The following is a 20,049-nucleotide window of genomic DNA, read 5'->3' as shown; positions in this document are numbered from 1 at the left end:
ACTTTAAGAAGAAGACATGAGAAAAAGAGCAGCAAAAAAGAGACCGCTTTTACCAGATCCAAGATTTAATGATCAGTTAGTAACACGTTTTGTTAATATGATGATGTGGGATGGTAAGAAGTCTGTAGCTTTTAAAGTATTCTACGATGCAATTGATATTGTTGAAGAGAAAAAAAATGATGACGAAAAAACAGCTTTAGAAATTTGGAAAGAAGCTTTATCTAATGTAATGCCTCACGTAGAAGTACGTAGTCGTCGTGTTGGTGGTGCTACATTCCAGATTCCAATGCAAATTCGTCCAGATCGTAAGGTTTCAACTGCGATGAAATGGTTAATTAGCTTTTCACGTAAAAGAAACGAAAAATCTATGGCGCAACGTTTAGCTGCAGAAGTTTTAGCAGCAGCTAAAGAAGAAGGAGCGGCAGTTAAGAAAAGAACTGATACGCATAAGATGGCAGAAGCAAATAAAGCATTCTCACACTTTAGATTTTAAGAAATGGCAAGAGATTTAAAATTAACAAGAAATATAGGAATTGCTGCTCATATTGATGCTGGTAAAACAACAACAACAGAGCGTATTCTTTTTTATACGGGAGTTTCACACAAAATTGGTGAAGTACATGATGGTGCTTCTACAATGGACTGGATGGAGCAAGAAGCAGAAAGAGGTATTACAATTACGTCTGCTGCAACGACTTGTGACTGGACTTTCCCTAAAGAAAATGGTGAACCAACAGCTGATGCTAAAGATTACCATTTTAACATTATTGATACACCTGGTCACGTAGATTTTACGGTTGAAGTAAACCGTTCATTACGTGTATTAGATGGTTTAGTATTCTTATTTAGTGCGGTTGATGGTGTTGAGCCACAGTCTGAAACTAACTGGAGACTAGCAGATAATTATAAGGTTCCAAGAATTGGTTTCGTTAATAAAATGGACCGTCAAGGATCTGACTTCTTAGGAGTTTGTCAGCAAGTAAAAGACATGTTAAAGTCTAATGCTGTGCCAATCGTTTTAAACATTGGTGATGAAGATGAATTTAAAGGTATAATCGATTTAGTTAAAAACAGAGCTATTGTATGGCATGATGATAACTATGGTTCTACTTTTGATGTTATTGAGATTCCTGATAATTTAAAAGAAGAAGCTCGTAAATACCGTGCATTACTTATTGAAGAAGTAGCAGGTTATGATGAGAACTTATTAGAGAAATTCATGGAAGATGAAGATTCTATTACAGAAGATGAAGTGCACGCTGCACTTAGAGCTGCTGTAATGGATATGGCTATTATACCAATGGTATGTGGTTCTTCATTCAAAAATAAAGGGGTTCAGTTCTTATTAGATGCTGTTTGTCGTTATTTACCATCTCCATTAGATAGAGAAAGTGTTGTAGGAACAAATCCTGATACAGATAAAGAAGAGCGTAGAAAGCCAAGTGTAAGTGAGCCATTTTCAGCTTTAGCATTTAAGATTGCTACAGATCCTTTCGTAGGACGTTTAGCATTTTTCCGCGCCTATTCTGGTCGTTTAGATGCAGGTTCATATATCTTGAATAACCGTTCAGGTAAAAAAGAACGTATCTCTCGTATCTATCAAATGCACTCTAATAAACAAAATGCTATCGATTTTATTGAAGCGGGAGATATTGGAGCAGCTGTAGGATTTAAAGATATTAAGACTGGTGATACTATGTCTGATGAAAAACATCCTATCGTTTTAGAATCTATGGACTTCCCTGATCCAGTAATTGGTATTGCAGTTGAGCCTAAGACTAAAGCAGATGTTGATAAGTTAGGTATGGCTTTAGCTAAATTAGCTGAAGAAGATCCAACGTTTACAGCAAGAACTGATGAAGCTTCAGGACAGACTATTATTTCTGGAATGGGTGAGCTGCACTTAGATATTATTGTAGATCGTTTAAAAAGAGAATTTAAAGTTGAGGTTAATCAAGGTCAGCCACAAGTTGAATATAAAGAAGCTATTACACAATCTGCTGATCATAGAGAAGTTTATAAGAAACAATCTGGTGGTCGTGGTAAATTTGCTGACATCGTATTTACGATTGAGCCAGCTGATGAAGGTGTTGTAGGTCTTCAATTTGAATCTGTAATTAAAGGTGGTAACGTTCCTAAAGAATTTATCCCTTCAATTGAAAAAGGATTTAAAATGGCAATGGCAAATGGACCATTAGCTGGATTCGAAGTAGACGCTATGAAAGTGACATTGAAAGATGGATCTTATCATGATGTCGATTCAGATCAATTATCTTTCGAATTAGCGGCTAAACTTGGATTTAAAAATTCAGCGAGAGCAGCTAAGGCCGTTATAATGGAACCAATCATGAAACTTGAGGTGATTACACCAGAAGAAAACATGGGTGATATTGTAGGTGATTTGAACAGAAGAAGAGGTCAAATGACAAGTATGGGAGATAGAGCTGGTGCAAAAACAGTTAAAGCTACTGTACCATTATCGGAAATGTTTGGTTATGTAACTACGTTAAGAACATTATCTTCAGGTAGAGCAACATCAACAATGGAATTTTCACACTATGCGGAAACACCTAAGAATGTTTCAGAAGAAGTAATTGCAGCAGCTAAAGGCGTTGAATCGTAAATCTTAATAAAATGAGTCAAAAAATCAGAATAAAATTAAAATCTTACGATCACAACTTAGTGGACAAGTCTGCTGATAAGATTGTAAAAACAGTAAAAAGTACAGGTGCAGTAGTAACAGGACCTATTCCTTTACCAACACACAAGAAGATTTTCACTGTATTACGTTCACCACACGTAAATAAGAAGTCTAGAGAACAATTTCAATTAAGCTCTTACAAGCGTTTATTAGATATTTACTCTTCATCTTCTAAGACAATTGATGCTTTAATGAAACTTGAATTACCAAGTGGAGTAGAAGTTGAGATTAAAGTGTAATTACACAATAACATGTCCTAAGCTGCGTGCGAGGGAAAAACGGTAAAAATACAATTCAAGGCTGAAACGTATTTTCGGCCTTGAATTTTATATACACATGGACAATTCGCGAGTTGTCCCGAAAAAAACAAAATATGACAATTCGCGAGTTGTCACAATAAAAACAAAAATTTATGTCTGGGTTAATTGGAAAAAAAATCGGTATGACCAGCATTTTCGATGAAAATGGGAAGAACATTCCTTGTACAGTAATCGAAGCTGGACCATGTATCGTTACCCAAGTCAGAACTGAAGAAGTGGATGGTTATTCAGCCCTTCAATTAGGTTTCGATGACGCGACAGAAAAAAGCGCTACTAAAGCTGACTTAGGTCATGCTAAAAAAGCGGGTACTTCTGTAAAACGCAAAGTTGTTGAATTCAAAGGTTTTGATAAGGAGTACAAATTAGGTGATGCTATTACAGTAGAACAATTTATTGAAGGGGAATTTGTGGATATCGCAGGTACTTCTAAAGGTAAAGGTTTTCAAGGTGTAGTAAAACGTCACGGATTTGGTGGTGTAGGTCAAGCAACGCATGGTCAACATAACCGTTTAAGAGCTCCAGGTTCTATTGGTGCAGCATCTTATCCTGCGAGAGTATTCAAAGGAATGAAGATGGCCGGAAGAATGGGTGGCGAAACAGTAAAAGTTCAAAATTTAAGAATTTACAAAGTAGTTGCTGAAAAGAACTTACTTGTGGTAAAAGGATGTGTTCCTGGTCACAAAAATTCTTATGTAATCATTGAGAAGTAATGGAGATAGCAGTTTTAGATATAAACGGAAAAGATACGGGTAGACAAGCTAAGCTTTCTAAAGACGTATTCGCTATAGAGCCTAATAATCACGCTGTCTATTTAGATGTTAAGCAATACTTAGCAAATCAAAGACAAGGAACTCATAAGGCAAAAGAAAGAGCAGATATCTCTGGTAGTACACGTAAGATAAAGAAACAGAAAGGTACTGGTACTGCAAGAGCAGGTAGTATTAAGTCTGGTGTATTTAGAGGTGGTGGTCGTATGTTTGGTCCTAGACCAAGAAATTACGGTTTTAAATTAAATAAAAACCTAAAACGATTAGCACGTAAATCTGCATTAAGTATTAAAGCAAATGACAAGTCAATTTTAGTATTAGAAGACTTCAATTTCGAAGCTCCAAAAACTAAAAATTTCTTGAATGTTTTAAAGGCTTTAGAGGTTGAAAACAAAAAATCTCTTATTGTGTTGGGTGGTACAAATAATAATGTATATTTGTCCTCACGCAATTTTAAAGGTTCAGAAGTGATAACAGCCTCTGAATTAAGTACTTATAAAATTATGAATGCGAATAAAGTTATTCTAATTGAAAGTGCATTAGAAGGAATTGAAACGAATTTAAGTAAATAGAACAGATGAGTATCTTAAAAAAACCTATAATCACAGAAAAGGCGACCATGCAAAGTGAGTCGTTAAATGCATTTGCATTTGAAGTGAATCCTAAGGCGAACAAGGTAGAAATCAAAAAAGCGGTGGAAGCTGCTTATGGAGTTTCTGTTGAAAAAGTTCGTACAATAAATGTCCGTCCAGATCGTAAGACCAAGTTTACAAAAACTGGTGTTCAACATGGTAAAACAAATGCTGTTAAAAAAGCAATTGTACAACTGGCGGAAGGTGAAACAATAGATTTATACACTAACATGTAATTTTAGACATTAATGTCAGTAAGAAAATTAAAACCGATCACATCAGGTCAGCGATTTAGAGTAGTAAATGGATTCGATGCCATTACTACTGATAAGCCGGAGAAAAGCTTGCTTGCTCCGAAAAAGAGATCTGGTGGTAGAAACAATCGAGGAAAAATGACAATTCGCCAAGTAGGTGGTGGTCATAAGAAGAGGTATCGTATTATCGATTTCAAACGTAACAAAACTGGTGTACCTGGTGAAGTTAAGTCAATTGAATACGATCCAAACAGAACAGCATTTATTGCGCTATTAAATTACCAAGATGGTGAGAAACGTTATGTTATCGCTCAAAATGGTTTACAAGTAGGGCAAAATATAGTGTCTGGTGAAACTGGTATCGCTCCAGAAATTGGAAATGCAATGCCTTTAAGTGAAATACCATTAGGAACAATTATTTCTTGTATTGAGTTACGTCCTGGTCAAGGTGCTGTAATGGCGCGTAGTGCAGGAGCATTTGCTCAGTTAATGGCAAGAGGTGATAAATTTGCTACTGTGAAATTACCGTCTGGTGAAACTAGAATGATTCTAGTAACGTGTATGGCGACAATTGGAGCGATTTCAAATTCAGATCATCAATTACTAGTATCTGGTAAAGCAGGTAGAAGTAGATGGTTAGGTAGACGTCCAAGAGTTAGACCAGTAGTGATGAACCCAGTCGATCACCCAATGGGTGGTGGTGAAGGTAAATCTTCAGGTGGTCATCCTAGAAATAGAAACGGTGTTCCTGCTAAAGGATTTAGAACACGTTCTAAGACTAAGTCGAGTAATAAGTATATTGTAGAACGTAGAAAGAAATAATTAAGATAGTATGGCACGTTCATTAAAAAAAGGACCTTATATCCACTATAAATTAGATAAGAAAGTTGCAGAAAATGTAGCTTCAAACAAAAAGACGGTAATCAAAACCTGGTCTAGAGCTTCAATGATTTCTCCGGATTTCGTTGGGCAAACTATAGCAGTTCACAATGGTCGTCAATTTGTTCCAGTATTTGTTACTGAAAATATGGTAGGTCATAAATTAGGAGAATTTTCACCAACACGATCGTTTAGAGGTCATGCAGGTGCTAAGAATAAAGGTAAAAAATAAGAATCATGGGAAGTCGTAAAAAACAAATGGCGGAAGCTATTAAAGCCGAGAAAAAGCAGGTTGCTTTTGCAAAGCTAAATAACTGTCCTACATCTCCAAGAAAAATGCGTTTAGTTGCGGATTTGGTTAGAGGTCAAAAGGCAGAGAAAGCTCTTCAGATTCTTAGATTTAGTCAAAAAGAAGCGTCTCGTCGTTTAGAGAAATTGGTTATGTCTGCAATTGCAAACTGGCAAGCAAAAAACGAAGATGCTGATGTTGAAGAGGCTAAATTGTTTATCAAAGAAATTAGAGTAGATGGTGGTTCTATGTTAAAGAGATTGCGTCCAGCACCTCAAGGTAGAGCACATAGAATTAGAAAAAGATCTAACCACGTAACTGTGGTAGTAGATGCAATCAATAAAACACAAAGCTAAGACAGAGATATGGGACAAAAGACAAATCCAATCGGGAATCGCTTAGGAATTATCAGAGGATGGGAATCTAACTGGTACGGAGGAAACGATTATGGTGATAAACTTGCCGAAGACGATAAGATTAGAAAGTATATTCATGCTCGTCTATCTAAAGCTAGTGTAAGTAGAGTAATTATTGAGCGTACGCTTAAACTTGTAACCGTTACTATAACTACTGCTAGACCTGGTATTATTATCGGAAAAGGTGGCCAAGAAGTAGATAAGTTAAAAGAAGAGCTTAAGAAAATTACTGGCAAAGAAGTTCAATTGAATATCTTTGAAATTAAAAGACCTGAACTAGATGCATTTTTAGTAGCAGCAAGTGTTGCTCGTCAAATTGAAAGCCGAATTTCATACAGACGTGCAATTAAAATGGCTATTGCCGCTGCCATCCGTATGAATGCTGAAGGAATTAAAATTCAGATTAGTGGTCGTTTAAATGGTGCTGAAATGGCACGATCAGAACACTATAAAGAAGGACGTATTCCTTTGTCTACTTTTAGAGCAGATATTGATTATGCTTTAGTAGAAGCACATACTACTTATGGTAGATTGGGCATCAAAGTTTGGATAATGAAAGGCGAAGTATATGGAAAAAGAGAACTTTCTCCATTAGTCGGTTTATCTAAACAACAAAAAGGTAAAGGTGGACGTGGTGGAAACAAGAACCAATCTCGTCGTAGAAAGTAATTTTTTAAAGAAAAGACAAAATGTTACAGCCTAAAAGAACAAAATTTCGTAAGCAGCAAAAAGGACGTATGAAAGGAAATGCGGGAAGAGGTCATTTGTTATCAAATGGTACTTTCGGTATTAAATCATTAGACGCGTCATTTATCACTGCACGTCAAATAGAAGCAGCGCGTATTGCAGCTACTCGTTACATGAAAAGAGAAGGATCGTTATGGATTAAAATATTTCCAGACAAGCCTATTACAAAGAAACCTCTTGAAGTACGTATGGGTAAAGGTAAAGGTGCCGTTGAATATTGGGCAGCAGTTGTAAAACCAGGACGTATGTTATTTGAAATAAGTGGAGTGCCATTAGAAACAGCTCAAGAAGCGCTTCGATTAGCAGCTCAAAAACTTCCTGTAAAAACTAAGTTTATCATAGCTAGAGATTACGAAGCTTAATAGAAAGATATTATGAAGCAATCAGAAATTAAACAGCTTTCAATAGCTGAGTTACAAGAGAAACTTAGTGAATCTAAAAAGAGTTATACGGACCTAAAAATGGCTCATACTATTTCTCCTTTAGATAACCCAATTCAGTTACGAGCTGCACGTCGCACAGTAGCTAGAGTGGCAACAGAATTAACTAAAAGAGACGTACAATAATCGTATTCTGCTGAAAGATGGAAAAAAGAAACTTAAGAAAAGAACGTATAGGGATCGTAACTAGTAACAAAATGGAGAAATCTATTGTTGTTTCAGAGGTTAAGAAAGTAAAACACCCTATGTATGGAAAATTCGTGTTAAAGACTAAGAAATATGTCGCGCACGATGAGACAAATGACTGCAACGAAGGAGATACAGTAAAGATCATGGAAACACGACCTTTAAGTAAATCTAAATGTTGGAGATTAGTAGAAATAATTGAAAGAGCGAAGTAATTATGTTACAACAAGAATCAAGATTAAAAGTAGCTGATAACACTGGTGCAAAGGAAGTTTTAACTATCCGTGTATTAGGTGGAACTAAAAGAAGATATGCTTCTGTAGGAGACAAAATTGTAGTATCTGTTAAAGATGCAACTCCAAATGGACAAATCAAAAAAGGTGCTGTATCTACGGCAGTTGTAGTTCGTACGGCTAAAGAAGTAAGACGTCCAGATGGCTCTTACATTAGATTTGACGACAATGCATGTGTTTTATTAAATCCTCAAGGGGAAATGAGAGGAACTCGTGTATTTGGACCTGTAGCTAGAGAACTTCGTGATAAACAATTCATGAAAATTGTATCATTAGCACCAGAAGTGCTTTAATTGATAAATAAAATGACAAAGCTTAAAATAAAATCAGGAGATACAGTAAAAGTAATTGCTGGAGATCATAAAGGATCGGAAGGTAAAGTACTTAAAGTATTAATAGATAAGAACAAAGCCATCGTAGAAGGTGTGAACATGGTTAAGAAACATACTAAACCAAGTGCACAAAGCCCTCAAGGTGGAATTGTAGAGAAAGAAGCATCTATTCATATTTCTAATTTATCGTTGTTAACTTCAAAAGGAGAAACAACTAGAGTTGGTTATAAAATGGATGGAGATAATAAAGTGAGATTTTCTAAAAAATCTAATGAAGTAATTTAATTATGGCTTACGTTGCAAGATTAAAACAAGAGTATAAGGACAAAATTGTTTCTGCTCTTACGGAAGAATTTGGATATAAAAATGTAATGCAAGTACCTAAACTTACTAAGATAGTAATATCTAAAGGTGTTGGTGCAGCTGTTGCGGATAAGAAATTAATCGATCACGCAGTAGAAGAACTTACAAAAATATCTGGACAGAAAGCTATACACACAATGTCTAAGAAGGATGTTGCTTCATTTAAGTTACGTAAAGGGATGCCAATTGGTGCCAAAGTAACTTTAAGAGGTGAACAAATGTATGAATTCTTAGATCGTTTGGTGACTTCAGCTTTACCACGTGTTAGAGATTTTAACGGTATTAAAGCTACAGGTTTTGATGGACGTGGAAACTATAACTTAGGTGTTACAGAACAAATCATATTTCCAGAAATAGATATTGATAAAGTCAATAAAATTTCAGGAATGGATATTACATTTGTGACTTCTGCTGAAACCGATAAGGAAGCGAAGTCATTATTAACAGAACTAGGATTACCTTTTAAAAAGAATTAAATTATGGCTAAAGAATCAATGAAAGCCCGTGAGGTTAAGCGTTCTAAAACGGTAGCTAAATATGCAGAAAAACGTAAAGCTTTAAAAGAAGCTGGCGATTATGAAGCATTACAAAAGTTACCAAAAAATGCTTCACCAATACGTCAGCACAACCGTTGTAAACTTACAGGTAGACCTAAAGGTTACATGAGACAATTTGGTATTTCTCGTGTAATGTTTAGAGAAATGGCTAACCAAGGTTTAATTCCTGGGGTTAGAAAAGCAAGTTGGTAAAATTATAAATTGGTTTCAGGTTTGACAATAGTGTCGAAAACCGCTACCGCAAATTAATACATATGAACACAGATCCAATAGCGGATTATTTAACGCGAGTTAGAAACGCAGTTAAGGCAAATCACAGAGTGGTTGAAATTCCTGCATCTAACTTAAAAAAAGAAATGACTAAGATTTTATTCGATCAAGGATTTATCTTAAGTTATAAGTTTGACGATTCTACAGTACAAGGTACTATCAAAATTGCTTTGAAGTACAATAAAGATACTAAAGAGTCAGTCATCAAAAAAATTCAAAGAATTAGTAAACCAGGTTTACGTAAATATGCTTCTTCTAACGAGATGCCAAGAATCCTTAACGGATTAGGTATTGCAATCGTTTCTACGTCTCACGGTGTGATGACAGGTAAACAAGCGCAGAGAGAAAATGTTGGTGGTGAAGTTTTATGTTACGTATACTAAAAACAGGAAATTATGTCAAGAATAGGTAAAAACCCAATAACAGTTCCTGAAGGTGTAACAGTTGAGATTAAAGATAACGTAATTACTGCTAAAGGTAAATTAGGTGAATTAACTCAAGAATATTCGGAAATTGAAGTAAAATTAGAAGATGGTACTATTACATTAGAGCGTTCTTCTGATAAAAAAGATTTAAGAGCAAAACATGGTCTTTATAGAGCATTAATTGCTAATATGATAGAAGGTGTTTCTAAAGGTTGGACCAAAGAACTAGAGTTAGTTGGTGTAGGTTATAGAGCATCTAATCAAGGACAAAAATTAGATTTAGCCGTAGGATTTTCTCATAACATTGTTATGGATATCGCACCAGAAGTGTCTATTGAGACTATTTCTGAAAAAGGTAAAAATCCAAGAGTAAAATTAACGTCTTTTGACAAACAATTAGTTGGCCAAGTTGCTGCAAAGATTCGTGGTTTTAGAAAGCCAGAGCCTTACAAAGGAAAAGGGATCAAGTTTGTTGGTGAAGAAATTAGAAGAAAAGCAGGTAAATCAGCTTAATAATTAAGTTATGGCATTGACAAAGAACGAAAGAAGATTAAGAATAAAAAACAGAATCCGTAAGGTAGTATCTGGTACGGCAACAAAACCAAGATTAGCTGTTTTTAGAAGTAATAAAGAAATTTATGCTCAGATCGTAGATGATGTAACTGGTAAAACTTTAGCTGCTGCATCTTCAAGAGACAAGGACATTGTAAAGTCTGAAGGGAATAAATCAGAGATAGCTACTTTAGTAGGTAAATCTGTAGCAGAAAAAGCTATTAAGGCTGGTGTTGAAACTATTTCTTTTGATAGAGGTGGTTACTTATATCATGGAAGAGTAAAATCATTAGCAGAAGGTGCTAGAGAAGGAGGACTTAAATTTTAAGACATTATGTATCAAAAATATAAAAACGCAGAGCTTGTTAAACCAAGCGGATTAGAATTAAAAGATCGCTTAGTTGGCGTGCAGCGTGTAACCAAAGTAACAAAAGGTGGTAGAGCATTTGGTTTTTCTGCAATTGTTGTTGTAGGTGACGAAACAAATGTTGTAGGTCAAGGTTTAGGTAAATCTAAGGATGTAGCTACTGCAATTGCAAAAGCAATTGAAGATGCTAAGAAAAACTTAGTAAGAATTCCTATTCTTAAAGGTACTATTCCACATGAACAAAAAGGTAAATATGGTGGTGCTAGAGTTAACATTATTCCAGCTGCACCTGGTACAGGTGTTATTGCAGGTGGTGCGGTAAGAGTTGTTCTTGAAGCAGTAGGTGTACATGATGTATTATCTAAATCACAAGGATCTTCTAACCCTCACAACGTGGTAAAAGCAACTTTTGACGCTTTATTACAATTGAGAGATGCTAAGTCTGTGGCTAAAGAGCGTGGAATTTCACTTGAAAAAGTATTTAACGGATAATCAAGGACAAGATGGCAAAGATTAAAGTAACTAAAGTAAAAAGTGCAATCAATCGTACTAAAAGACAAAAGCTAACATTAGAAGCTTTAGGTTTAAATAAGATTGGTCAAACAAAAGAGCACGAAGCTACATCAAGTATTCTTGGTATGGTTAGAAAAGTTGAACACTTAGTTTCTGTAGAAGAAGCTTAATAATATAACTTAACAATGGATTTAAGTAATTTAAAACCTGCAGAAGGTTCAGTAAAAAATCAAGGAAAGCGTATTGGACGTGGACAAGGTTCTGGTAAAGGTGGTACTGCTACTCGTGGTCACAAAGGAGCAAAGTCACGTTCAGGTTATTCTAAGAAATTAGGATTTGAAGGTGGTCAAATGCCATTACAAAGACGTGTTCCTAAATTTGGATTTACAAATATTAACAGAGTAGAGTATCAAGGTATTAACTTAGATACTTTACAGAAGTTAGTAGATGAAAAAGTAATTAAGGATGGTGTTGATTTTGAAACGCTATTATCTTTAGGTTTAGTTGGTAAAAACGAACTTGTGAAAATCTTAGGTAGAGGTGAGTTAAAATCAAAATTAACAGTAACTGCTCATAAATTTACTGCTACGGCAAAGGCTGCTATTGAAGCTGCTGGTGGTGAAGCTGTAACTTTATAAGATTATAGGATGAAAATAATAGAAACATTAAAAAACGTTTGGAAGATCACAGAGCTTAAGGATAGAATTCTCTTAACCTTAGGTTTGTTATTAGTGTATCGTTTTGGTGCTCAGGTTGTGTTACCTGGTATTAATATTGATGCATTAGGTGGTCTACAAGCTGGTATGGACGGTGGTATATTAGGATTGTTAAATGCATTTACAGGTGGAGCTTTTGCGAATGCCTCAGTATTTGCGTTGGGTATTATGCCTTACATTTCTGCATCCATTGTTGTTCAATTAATGGGTATTGCGATTCCTTATTTACAGAAACTCCAGAAAGAAGGAGCTAGTGGTCAGAAGAAAATTACTCAAATTACACGTTGGTTAACAATTGGTATTTGTTTAGTGCAAGCGCCAGGTTATTTAGCTAGTATCCCTAGTTTATCTGGTTCAACTTCAATGAGTGCTATGCTTGTTCCTGGTTTTAGTGAAAATATGTTCTATTTCTCTTCAGTGATTATTTTGGTAACAGGTTGTGTTTTCGCAATGTGGTTAGGTGAAAAAATTACAGATAAGGGAATTGGAAATGGTATTTCATTATTAATTATGGTTGGTATTATTGCTACGTTACCACAATCATTTATTCAAAATGCAGCTTCTAGATTAGAAGGTAATGGTGGATTTATGATGATCCTTATCGAAATGGTAATTTGGTTACTCATTATCTTAGCATCTATATTCTTAGTAATGGCGGTTAGAAAAATTGCGGTTCAGTATGCACGAAGAACAGCTACTGGAGGTTACGAAAAGAATGTATTTGGATCACGTCAGTTTTTACCATTAAAGCTTAACGCCTCTGGTGTAATGCCAATTATCTTCGCACAAGCAATTATGTTTGTACCTAGTTTAATCGGTGGTTCTACATGGTTAAAAGATACAAGTACTGGAGCATGGATGCAAACGAACTTCCAAGATATGTTTGGGTTTTGGTATAATTTAATGTTTGCTTTATTAATTATAGTGTTTACTTATTTTTATACGGCAATTACGGTACCAACAAACAAAATGGCTGATGATTTAAAACGTAGTGGAGGATTTATTCCAGGTATACGTCCAGGATCAGAAACATCTGAGTACTTAGACAAAATTATGTCACAAATAACCTTACCAGGTTCTATATTTCTAGCTTTAGTGGCTGTTTTTCCAGCATTTGTTATGAAATTAATGAACGTTCAAGCAGGTTGGGCATTATTCTTTGGTGGTACATCATTACTAATTATGGTAGGTGTTGCTATAGATACAATGCAACAGATTAATTCTTATTTATTGAATAAGCATTATGATGGTTTGATGAAAACTGGTAAGAACAGAAAAGCAGTGGCGCAATAAGATATTATTATGGCAAAACAAGCAGCAATAGAACAAGATGGAACAATTATAGAAGCATTATCAAATGCTATGTTTCGTGTTGAATTAGAAAATGGTCATATAGTGACCGCACATATCTCTGGTAAAATGCGTATGCATTATATTAAGTTGTTACCAGGTGATAAAGTGAAATTAGAAATGAGTCCTTACGATTTAACGAAGGCTCGCATAACATATAGATACTAAAACGATGAAAGTTAGAGCATCAGTAAAGAAAAGAAGCGCAGACTGTAAGTTGGTGCGCAGAAAAGGTAGACTTTACGTCATTAACAAAAAGAATCCTAGATTCAAACAAAGACAAGGGTAATTATGGCAAGAATTGCAGGTGTAGACATACCAAAACAGAAAAGAGGTGTTATCTCTTTAACTTATATCTACGGAGTAGGTAGAAGTAGAGCAAAAGAAATTTTAGCTGCTGCTAAAGTTGACGAGAACACAAAAGTACAAGATTGGACTGACGATGAAATTGGAGCGATCCGTGAAACTGTTGGTACTTTTAAAATCGAAGGTGAATTACGTTCTGAGACTCAGATGAACATTAAGCGATTAATGGATATAGGATGTTACAGAGGTATTCGTCATAGAGTTGGGCTTCCATTGAGAGGACAACGTACTAAGAATAACTCGCGTACAAGAAAAGGAAGACGTAAAACAGTTGCTAACAAGAAGAAAGTAACTAAGTAATAAATAGTCTTTAGTCTATTAGACGTTGGAAAGAATCTGTTTGAAATTTAACGGTTTAGGATTCTAGCGACTATAAACTAATACTAAAAGCTAAAAATATAATGGCAAAAGCAAGTACTAAAAAACGTAAAGTTATAGTTGATGCAATAGGAGAAGCTCATATCACTGCATCTTTTAACAACATCATTATCTCTTTAACAAACAAAAAAGGTGACGTTATTTCATGGTCATCAGCTGGTAAAATGGGCTTTAGAGGTTCTAAAAAGAATACTCCATACGCTGCACAGTTAGCTGCAGAAGATGCATCAGCAGTAGCTAAAGAAGCTGGTTTAAAGAAAGTGAAAGTATACGTTAAAGGACCTGGTAACGGTAGAGAATCTGCAATCAGATCTATACACAATGCAGGTATTGAAGTTTCAGAAATTATTGATGTAACTCCATTACCACATAACGGTTGTCGTCCACCAAAAAGACGTAGAGTTTAATCTGAATTCTATTTAGATTTCTGACAAATAACCGTTAGAAAACATACTCATATTTATTAATAAACTAATATCTCACATTTATGTGCTGATATTAGTTTATTTTGTATAAATTTGCAAACTGAAAAATTATTAACAAGTATCAACAAGAGATCAACGATTTTTGAAGGATAAGATTAAGACCTTAATTCATTTATCACTCTTAAAAAACAATTTAAAATGGCAAGATATACTGGTCCTAAAACTAAAATAGCCCGTAAATTCGGACAAGCTATCTTCGGAGACGACAAAGCCTTCGAAAAAAGAAATTATCCACCAGGACAACACGGTAACAACCGTCGTCGTGGTAAAAAATCTGAATACTCAATTCAGTTAATGGAGAAGCAAAAAGCTAAATATACTTATGGTATATTAGAAAAGCAATTCAGAAACATGTTTAAAAGAGCAACTTCTGCTAAAGGAATTACAGGTGAAGTATTACTTCAATTATGTGAGTCTCGTTTAGACAACGTTGTATTTAGAATGGGGATCTCTCCTTCAAGAAGTGGAGCTAGACAATTAGTATCGCACAGACACATTACAGTAAATGGTGAAAAGGTAAACATTCCTTCTTACCAATTAAAAGCTGGAGATGTTGTTGGTGTTAGAGAGAAATCTAAATCATTAGAAGCGATTCAAAATTCATTATCGAATTCTAGTAATGTTTACGAATGGATTACATGGAATACAGGATCAATGGAAGGTACTTATGTTGCTGTTCCTGCTAGAATTCAAATTCCAGAACAAATCAACGAGCAGTTAATCGTTGAACTTTACTCTAAATAATAAATTAATCATATTGGTATTTGGCCAAAGGGTTTATAGTCTTCTTCATACTTATAAACCGCGCAACTAAATAACAATTAAAACGAAGAACATATGGCAATATTAAATTTTCAAAAGCCCGATAAGGTAATTATGATTGATTCTACTGATTTCGAAGGTAAATTCGAATTCAGACCACTAGAACCAGGTTACGGATTAACAGTTGGTAATGCTTTACGAAGAGTATTATTATCTTCTTTAGAAGGTTTTGCAATAACATCAGTGAGAATAGAAGGTGTAGATCACGAGTTTTCTACTATCGCAGGTGTTGTAGAAGATGTTACTGAAATGATTTTGAACTTAAAGCAAGTAAACTTTAAGCGTCAAATTGATGAAGTTGATAACGAAACTGTTACAATTTCTATCTCAGGACAAAATCAAATTACAGCTGGTGACTTCCAGAAGTTTATCTCAGGTTTCCAAGTGTTAAATACAGATTTAGTAATCTGTAACTTAGATCCTAAAGTAAACATTAATATGGAATTGACTATTGAAAAAGGAAGAGGTTACGTACCTGCAGAAGAAAACAAAAAGTCTTCAGCTGCAATCGGAACTATCTTTACAGATTCAATTTTTACACCAATCCAGAATGTAAAATATGCTATCGAAAACTTCCGTGTTGAGCAAAAAACGGATTACGAAAAATTAGTTTTTGAAATCAGAACTGATGGCTCTATCAATCCTAAAGATGCTTTAACAGAAGCGGCTAAAATATTAATTCACCACTTCATGTTATTCTCTGATGAGCGTATCACTTTAGAAGCTGATGAAATTGCACAGACTGAAACTTATGATGAAGAATCACTTCACATGAGACAACTATTGAAAACTAAATTAGTTGATATGGACCTTTCTGTACGTGCGCTTAACTGTTTGAAAGCAGCAGAAGTAGATACTTTAGGTGATTTAGTATCTTTCAACAAAAATGATTTAATGAAATTCAGAAACTTCGGTAAGAAGTCTTTAACAGAGCTAGAAGAACTAGTAAATGTTAAAGGTTTAAACTTCGGAATGGATTTAAGTAAATATAAATTAGATAAAGACTAAATATAGTATGCCATTCCTGTTTTTATGGGAATGGCATTCATATTTAAAATAATTATTATTAATCATATTTTGCTCCTCAAAAAAGAGTTTGGTAGCAAGATGATAAAACAAGAGTCATGAGACACGGAAAAAAATTCAACCACTTAGGTAGACAAACAGCACACAGAAAAGCAATGTTAGCTAATATGGCTTGTTCTTTAATAGAGCACAAACGTATTAACACAACAGTTGCAAAAGCGAAAGCTTTAAAGCAGTTTGTAGAGCCAATGATTACAAAATCTAAATCAGATACAACACACAACAGACGTATTGTTATGGCTAAGCTTAGACAAACGGATGCGGTTGCTGAATTGTTTAGAGATGTAGCACCAAAAATTGGTGATCGTCCAGGTGGATATACAAGAATCATCAAATTAGGAAATAGACTTGGTGATAACGCTGATATGGCAATGATAGAGTTAGTTGATTACAACGAAATCTACAACGCTGGTAAAGCACCTAAGAAAACAACACGTAGAAGTAGAAGAGGTGGAAGTAAGGCTGCTGCAACAGCACCAGCTGCTACTGAAACTAAAGCTTCAAACGAAGAAGAATAGTAAAAATGCTAACGAAAGTACTAGAAGATTTCAAATTCAATATGAATAAAAATTTCGCACTAGCTTTCGCATTATTCAAATCTCGATTATTGAGTGTTAATAAGCATTTATAAATATAAAGGATAGACTGTTTCAGTTTATCCTTTTTTTTTGGACTTTTGCAAATATATTGATTGATCATTTGGGCGTTACCCAATTAGTTTTTTAGAAAACTAATTCCGTCGCGCTTTCACTACTCGCTCTCTGCGAGGAGCTCAAACAAATCGTTCAATCACTAACGCAGTGAAATCAACAACATAATAGTAGAGTTAAGTTACACACAACACACATGAAATATCAACAAAGAAAAAAAGCGCTTATCTTATTGGCAGACGGAACCATCTTTCATGGTAAGTCTATAGGTAAAGAAGGTTCTGCTTTTGGTGAAGTATGTTTTAATACAGGTACAACAGGGTATCAAGAAATCTTTACAGACCCTTCGTATTACGGACAATTAATGGTAACGACCAATGCACATATTGGTAATTACGGAACCAAAGAAGATGAAGTAGAATCTGATGCTGTTAAAATAGCAGGTTTAATATGTAAGAACTTTAGCTTTAATTATAGTAGGCCAGCAGCTGATAGTTCTCTAGAAGAATTCTTTGAAAAGCATAATACTTTAGCCATTGCAGATGTGGATACGAGAGCATTGGTAAGTTACATTAGAGATAATGGTGCTATGAATGCTGTAATTACAACTGAGGTTGATAATATTGAAGCGCTTAAAAAGCAACTTGTAGAATTTCCATCAATGAAAGGTTTAGAATTGGCATCTAAAGTGTCAACCACGGAACCTTATTTTGTTGGTGATGAAAATGCGACGTATAAAATTGCAGCATTAGACATTGGTATTAAGAAAAATATTCTTAGAAATTTGGCTAAGCGCGATGCTTACATCAAGGTATTTCCGTACAATGCAAAGTTTGAAGACTTAGAAGCATTTAATCCAGATGGGTATTTCTTATCTAATGGCCCTGGTGATCCAGAACCGTTATCAGATGCTATCAGTTTAGCTAAAGACATCATAGCGCACAACAAACCCTTATTCGGGATTTGTTTAGGACACCAAGTCATCGCGTTGGCAAATGGCATTTCAACATATAAAATGCACAATGGTCACCGTGGTATTAATCATCCTGTTAAAAATTTAGTAACGGGTAAAGGTGAAATCACATCGCAGAATCATGGTTTTGCCATTAATAGAGAAGAAACGGAAGCGAATGCCAATGTTGAAATAACACATGTGCATTTAAATGATCACACCGTTGCTGGAATTAAAATAAAAGACAAAAACTGCTTTTCAGTACAGTACCATCCTGAAGCGAGTCCTGGACCAAATGATTCCCTATATCTGTTTGACCAGTTTATAGAGAATATTAAAAATAGATAATACCAAAAACGCAATAAAACACCAATTTTATTGCGTTTTTTTAGTTACGAAATCATTATCGTAAGCAATTATCATAAATATGATTTTTGTCAAGTTTCGCGCCATAGATTTTCGTAAATTTGGGTAAATTATTAGGTGTAATAACCTTGTAACTTTAAAATTATAGATAACTTAAATTAAGAAATAATGAGCATTATTATCAATGTACACGCAAGACAAATTTTAGATTCCAGAGGAAACCCAACTGTAGAAGTTGACGTGACCACAGAAAACGGTATAATGGGAAGAGCAGCTGTGCCATCTGGTGCATCTACTGGGGAACATGAAGCTGTTGAATTAAGAGATGGTGGAGATACTTACATGGGTAAGGGAGTTTTAAAAGCAGTTGAAAATGTAAATTCTACAATTGCTCAAGAATTAATGGGTGTTTCTGTTTTTGAACAAAATGCTATCGATCAAATGATGATTGAATTAGATGGTACTCCAAACAAATCAAAATTAGGTGCTAATGCTATTTTAGGAGTGTCTTTAGCGGTTGCTAAAGCAGCAGCTAATGAATTAGGGATGCCATTATACAGATATGTTGGTGGCGTTTCAGCAAATACGTTACCATTACCAATGATGAACATTATTAATGGTGGTTCTCATAGTGATGCGCCAATCGCGTTTCAAGAGTTTATGATTATGCCTGTAAAAGCGAAGAACTTTACACATGCGATGCAAATGGGAACTGAGATTTTCCATAATCTTAAAAAAGTATTACACGATAGAGATTTAAGTACAGCTGTTGGTGATGAAGGTGGTTTTGCACCAAACTTACCAGGTGGAACAGAAGATGCATTAGATACGATTGCTAAAGCAGTAGCAAATGCTGGGTATAAATTTGGTGATGAAGTAAAAATCGCTTTAGATTGTGCAGCTGCTGAATTCTTTACTGATGGTAAGTACGATTACAAGAAATTTGAAGGTGATTCTGGTGTAATCAGAACAAGTAAAGAGCAAGCTGAATACTTAGCTGAATTAGCTGGTAAATATCCTATTATTTCTATAGAAGATGGTATGGATGAAAACGACTGGGAAGGTTTTAAATATTTAACGGAATTAATTGGAGATAAAGTACAATTAGTGGGTGATGATTTATTTGTAACTAATGTAGAGCGTTTAGAAAGAGGGATTAATGAAGGTATTGCTAACTCTATTTTAATTAAAGTGAATCAAATTGGTACGTTGACTGAAACGATTGCAGCAGTAAACATGGCACATAATGCAGGCTACACGTCTGTAATGTCTCACAGATCTGGTGAAACAGAAGATAATACTATTGCAGATTTAGCAGTAGCATTAAACTGTGGACAGATTAAAACAGGTTCTGCGTCTCGTAGTGATCGTATGGCAAAATACAACCAATTATTACGTATTGAAGAAGAATTAGGAAGTGTTGCCTATTTTCCTGGAGAAAATGCTTTTAAGGTGAAAGCATAATTAAAAGAGCTTTTTATACTACTGTCACATTGAGCGCAGTCGAAATGTCTTAATTATACAAAACCATCTAAAATATTTATTTTTAGATGGTTTTTTTATGGATTAAAGTTA

At 34.9% G+C, this 20,049-nt stretch carries 33 protein-coding genes; all 33 read left to right on the top strand.

The genetic code is table 11. From position 1 onward, the window contains the following. Positions 1-16 precede the first annotated feature (16 nt). The 33 genes from rpsG to eno all read left to right on the top strand — a co-directional run bounded on the left by rpsG (position 17) and on the right by eno (position 19,938). The gene (gene rpsG / locus KO515_RS10865) at positions 17-493 is read left to right on the top strand and encodes a 30S ribosomal protein S7 (RefSeq protein ID WP_178984421.1); all 477 of its coding nucleotides are present in this window, start codon (positions 17-19) and stop codon (positions 491-493) included. A gap of 3 nt (positions 494-496) precedes the next feature. Then, the gene (gene fusA / locus KO515_RS10860) at positions 497-2,623 is read left to right on the top strand and encodes an elongation factor G (RefSeq protein ID WP_215936373.1); all 2,127 of its coding nucleotides are present in this window, start codon (positions 497-499) and stop codon (positions 2,621-2,623) included. Positions 2,624-2,634: 11 nt separating this feature from the next. After that, complete coding sequence (gene rpsJ, locus KO515_RS10855) at positions 2,635-2,940, top strand: 30S ribosomal protein S10 (protein ID WP_007650482.1); 306 nt, start codon at positions 2,635-2,637, stop codon at positions 2,938-2,940. A gap of 173 nt (positions 2,941-3,113) precedes the next feature. Continuing rightward, on the top strand, positions 3,114-3,731 hold the full coding sequence (gene rplC / locus KO515_RS10850) for a 50S ribosomal protein L3 (RefSeq protein WP_115818556.1): 618 nt from the start codon (positions 3,114-3,116) through the stop codon (positions 3,729-3,731). Beyond that, entirely contained in the window at positions 3,731-4,360 is a 630-nt protein-coding gene (gene rplD, locus KO515_RS10845; protein ID WP_215936372.1) for a 50S ribosomal protein L4, read from the top strand. Before rplC ends, rplD begins: the two co-directional genes overlap by 1 nt. Before the next feature lie 5 nt (positions 4,361-4,365). After that, positions 4,366-4,656 carry a 50S ribosomal protein L23 gene (gene rplW, locus KO515_RS10840; RefSeq protein WP_215936371.1) on the top strand — a complete coding sequence of 97 codons (291 nt, stop codon included), beginning with the start codon at positions 4,366-4,368 and terminating at the stop codon, positions 4,654-4,656. A gap of 12 nt (positions 4,657-4,668) precedes the next feature. Continuing rightward, on the top strand, positions 4,669-5,496 hold the full coding sequence (rplB, locus tag KO515_RS10835; protein ID WP_215936370.1) for a 50S ribosomal protein L2: 828 nt from the start codon (positions 4,669-4,671) through the stop codon (positions 5,494-5,496). Positions 5,497-5,506: 10 nt separating this feature from the next. Beyond that, positions 5,507-5,785 carry a 30S ribosomal protein S19 gene (gene rpsS / locus KO515_RS10830; protein WP_020897652.1) on the top strand — a complete coding sequence of 93 codons (279 nt, stop codon included), beginning with the start codon at positions 5,507-5,509 and terminating at the stop codon, positions 5,783-5,785. A 5-nt stretch (positions 5,786-5,790) separates the two neighbouring features. Then, positions 5,791-6,198, top strand: coding sequence for a 50S ribosomal protein L22 (gene rplV, locus KO515_RS10825; RefSeq protein ID WP_178984427.1), 408 nt, complete (start codon positions 5,791-5,793; stop codon positions 6,196-6,198). 9 nt (positions 6,199-6,207) lie between these two features. Then, positions 6,208-6,927, top strand: a complete 720-nt coding sequence (rpsC, locus tag KO515_RS10820; RefSeq protein WP_092469496.1) for a 30S ribosomal protein S3 — start codon at positions 6,208-6,210, stop codon at positions 6,925-6,927. Between the two features lie 20 nt (positions 6,928-6,947). After that, the gene (gene rplP / locus KO515_RS10815) at positions 6,948-7,367 is read left to right on the top strand and encodes a 50S ribosomal protein L16 (protein ID WP_195871643.1); all 420 of its coding nucleotides are present in this window, start codon (positions 6,948-6,950) and stop codon (positions 7,365-7,367) included. Positions 7,368-7,379: 12 nt separating this feature from the next. Then, the gene (rpmC, locus tag KO515_RS10810) at positions 7,380-7,571 is read left to right on the top strand and encodes a 50S ribosomal protein L29 (protein ID WP_215936369.1); all 192 of its coding nucleotides are present in this window, start codon (positions 7,380-7,382) and stop codon (positions 7,569-7,571) included. Between the two features lie 17 nt (positions 7,572-7,588). Next, positions 7,589-7,846 (top strand): 30S ribosomal protein S17, encoded by a 258-nt coding sequence (gene rpsQ / locus KO515_RS10805; RefSeq protein WP_040756784.1) that lies wholly within the window; start codon positions 7,589-7,591, stop codon positions 7,844-7,846. A 2-nt stretch (positions 7,847-7,848) separates the two neighbouring features. After that, the gene (rplN, locus tag KO515_RS10800) at positions 7,849-8,217 is read left to right on the top strand and encodes a 50S ribosomal protein L14 (RefSeq protein ID WP_092446808.1); all 369 of its coding nucleotides are present in this window, start codon (positions 7,849-7,851) and stop codon (positions 8,215-8,217) included. Positions 8,218-8,229: 12 nt separating this feature from the next. Further along, the gene (gene rplX, locus KO515_RS10795; RefSeq protein ID WP_092469505.1) at positions 8,230-8,541 is read left to right on the top strand and encodes a 50S ribosomal protein L24; all 312 of its coding nucleotides are present in this window, start codon (positions 8,230-8,232) and stop codon (positions 8,539-8,541) included. A 2-nt stretch (positions 8,542-8,543) separates the two neighbouring features. Continuing rightward, positions 8,544-9,095, top strand: coding sequence for a 50S ribosomal protein L5 (gene rplE, locus KO515_RS10790; RefSeq protein ID WP_092469507.1), 552 nt, complete (start codon positions 8,544-8,546; stop codon positions 9,093-9,095). 3 nt (positions 9,096-9,098) lie between these two features. After that, positions 9,099-9,368: a 30S ribosomal protein S14 gene (rpsN, locus tag KO515_RS10785; protein ID WP_020897643.1), complete on the top strand. Its 270-nt coding sequence runs from the start codon at positions 9,099-9,101 to the stop codon at positions 9,366-9,368. Positions 9,369-9,430: 62 nt separating this feature from the next. Further along, positions 9,431-9,829 (top strand): 30S ribosomal protein S8, encoded by a 399-nt coding sequence (rpsH, locus tag KO515_RS10780; RefSeq protein ID WP_215936368.1) that lies wholly within the window; start codon positions 9,431-9,433, stop codon positions 9,827-9,829. A 12-nt stretch (positions 9,830-9,841) separates the two neighbouring features. Further along, on the top strand, positions 9,842-10,384 hold the full coding sequence (rplF, locus tag KO515_RS10775) for a 50S ribosomal protein L6 (RefSeq protein ID WP_215936367.1): 543 nt from the start codon (positions 9,842-9,844) through the stop codon (positions 10,382-10,384). A gap of 10 nt (positions 10,385-10,394) precedes the next feature. Then, positions 10,395-10,751, top strand: coding sequence for a 50S ribosomal protein L18 (gene rplR, locus KO515_RS10770; protein WP_215936366.1), 357 nt, complete (start codon positions 10,395-10,397; stop codon positions 10,749-10,751). A 6-nt stretch (positions 10,752-10,757) separates the two neighbouring features. Further along, the gene (rpsE, locus tag KO515_RS10765) at positions 10,758-11,282 is read left to right on the top strand and encodes a 30S ribosomal protein S5 (protein ID WP_215936365.1); all 525 of its coding nucleotides are present in this window, start codon (positions 10,758-10,760) and stop codon (positions 11,280-11,282) included. Positions 11,283-11,293: 11 nt separating this feature from the next. Then, the gene (gene rpmD / locus KO515_RS10760) at positions 11,294-11,473 is read left to right on the top strand and encodes a 50S ribosomal protein L30 (RefSeq protein WP_215936364.1); all 180 of its coding nucleotides are present in this window, start codon (positions 11,294-11,296) and stop codon (positions 11,471-11,473) included. 15 nt (positions 11,474-11,488) lie between these two features. Beyond that, positions 11,489-11,941, top strand: coding sequence for a 50S ribosomal protein L15 (gene rplO / locus KO515_RS10755; protein WP_215936363.1), 453 nt, complete (start codon positions 11,489-11,491; stop codon positions 11,939-11,941). Positions 11,942-11,950: 9 nt separating this feature from the next. Continuing rightward, entirely contained in the window at positions 11,951-13,312 is a 1,362-nt protein-coding gene (gene secY / locus KO515_RS10750) for a preprotein translocase subunit SecY (RefSeq protein WP_215936362.1), read from the top strand. Between the two features lie 9 nt (positions 13,313-13,321). After that, positions 13,322-13,537 carry a translation initiation factor IF-1 gene (gene infA, locus KO515_RS10745; RefSeq protein WP_007094967.1) on the top strand — a complete coding sequence of 72 codons (216 nt, stop codon included), beginning with the start codon at positions 13,322-13,324 and terminating at the stop codon, positions 13,535-13,537. Positions 13,538-13,541: 4 nt separating this feature from the next. Beyond that, positions 13,542-13,658 carry a type B 50S ribosomal protein L36 gene (gene ykgO / locus KO515_RS10740; protein WP_008269159.1) on the top strand — a complete coding sequence of 39 codons (117 nt, stop codon included), beginning with the start codon at positions 13,542-13,544 and terminating at the stop codon, positions 13,656-13,658. Positions 13,659-13,660: 2 nt separating this feature from the next. After that, complete coding sequence (rpsM, locus tag KO515_RS10735; RefSeq protein ID WP_092446818.1) at positions 13,661-14,035, top strand: 30S ribosomal protein S13; 375 nt, start codon at positions 13,661-13,663, stop codon at positions 14,033-14,035. A gap of 101 nt (positions 14,036-14,136) precedes the next feature. After that, entirely contained in the window at positions 14,137-14,520 is a 384-nt protein-coding gene (rpsK, locus tag KO515_RS10730) for a 30S ribosomal protein S11 (RefSeq protein WP_020897634.1), read from the top strand. 216 nt (positions 14,521-14,736) lie between these two features. Beyond that, on the top strand, positions 14,737-15,342 hold the full coding sequence (gene rpsD / locus KO515_RS10725; RefSeq protein ID WP_215936361.1) for a 30S ribosomal protein S4: 606 nt from the start codon (positions 14,737-14,739) through the stop codon (positions 15,340-15,342). Between the two features lie 93 nt (positions 15,343-15,435). Then, positions 15,436-16,428, top strand: coding sequence for a DNA-directed RNA polymerase subunit alpha (locus KO515_RS10720; protein WP_215936360.1), 993 nt, complete (start codon positions 15,436-15,438; stop codon positions 16,426-16,428). Between the two features lie 116 nt (positions 16,429-16,544). Beyond that, on the top strand, positions 16,545-17,024 hold the full coding sequence (rplQ, locus tag KO515_RS10715) for a 50S ribosomal protein L17 (protein WP_215936359.1): 480 nt from the start codon (positions 16,545-16,547) through the stop codon (positions 17,022-17,024). Positions 17,025-17,352: 328 nt separating this feature from the next. Beyond that, complete coding sequence (gene carA, locus KO515_RS10710) at positions 17,353-18,456, top strand: glutamine-hydrolyzing carbamoyl-phosphate synthase small subunit (RefSeq protein WP_215936358.1); 1,104 nt, start codon at positions 17,353-17,355, stop codon at positions 18,454-18,456. A gap of 186 nt (positions 18,457-18,642) precedes the next feature. Continuing rightward, positions 18,643-19,938, top strand: a complete 1,296-nt coding sequence (eno, locus tag KO515_RS10705) for a phosphopyruvate hydratase (RefSeq protein WP_215936357.1) — start codon at positions 18,643-18,645, stop codon at positions 19,936-19,938. The last annotated feature ends 111 nt before the right edge of the window (positions 19,939-20,049 follow it).

The organism is Winogradskyella psychrotolerans (genome assembly GCF_018860545.1).
Taxonomy (GTDB): Bacteria; Bacteroidota; Bacteroidia; order Flavobacteriales; family Flavobacteriaceae; genus Winogradskyella; species Winogradskyella psychrotolerans_A.
This window is presented reverse-complemented; position numbering and strand designations above follow the sequence as displayed.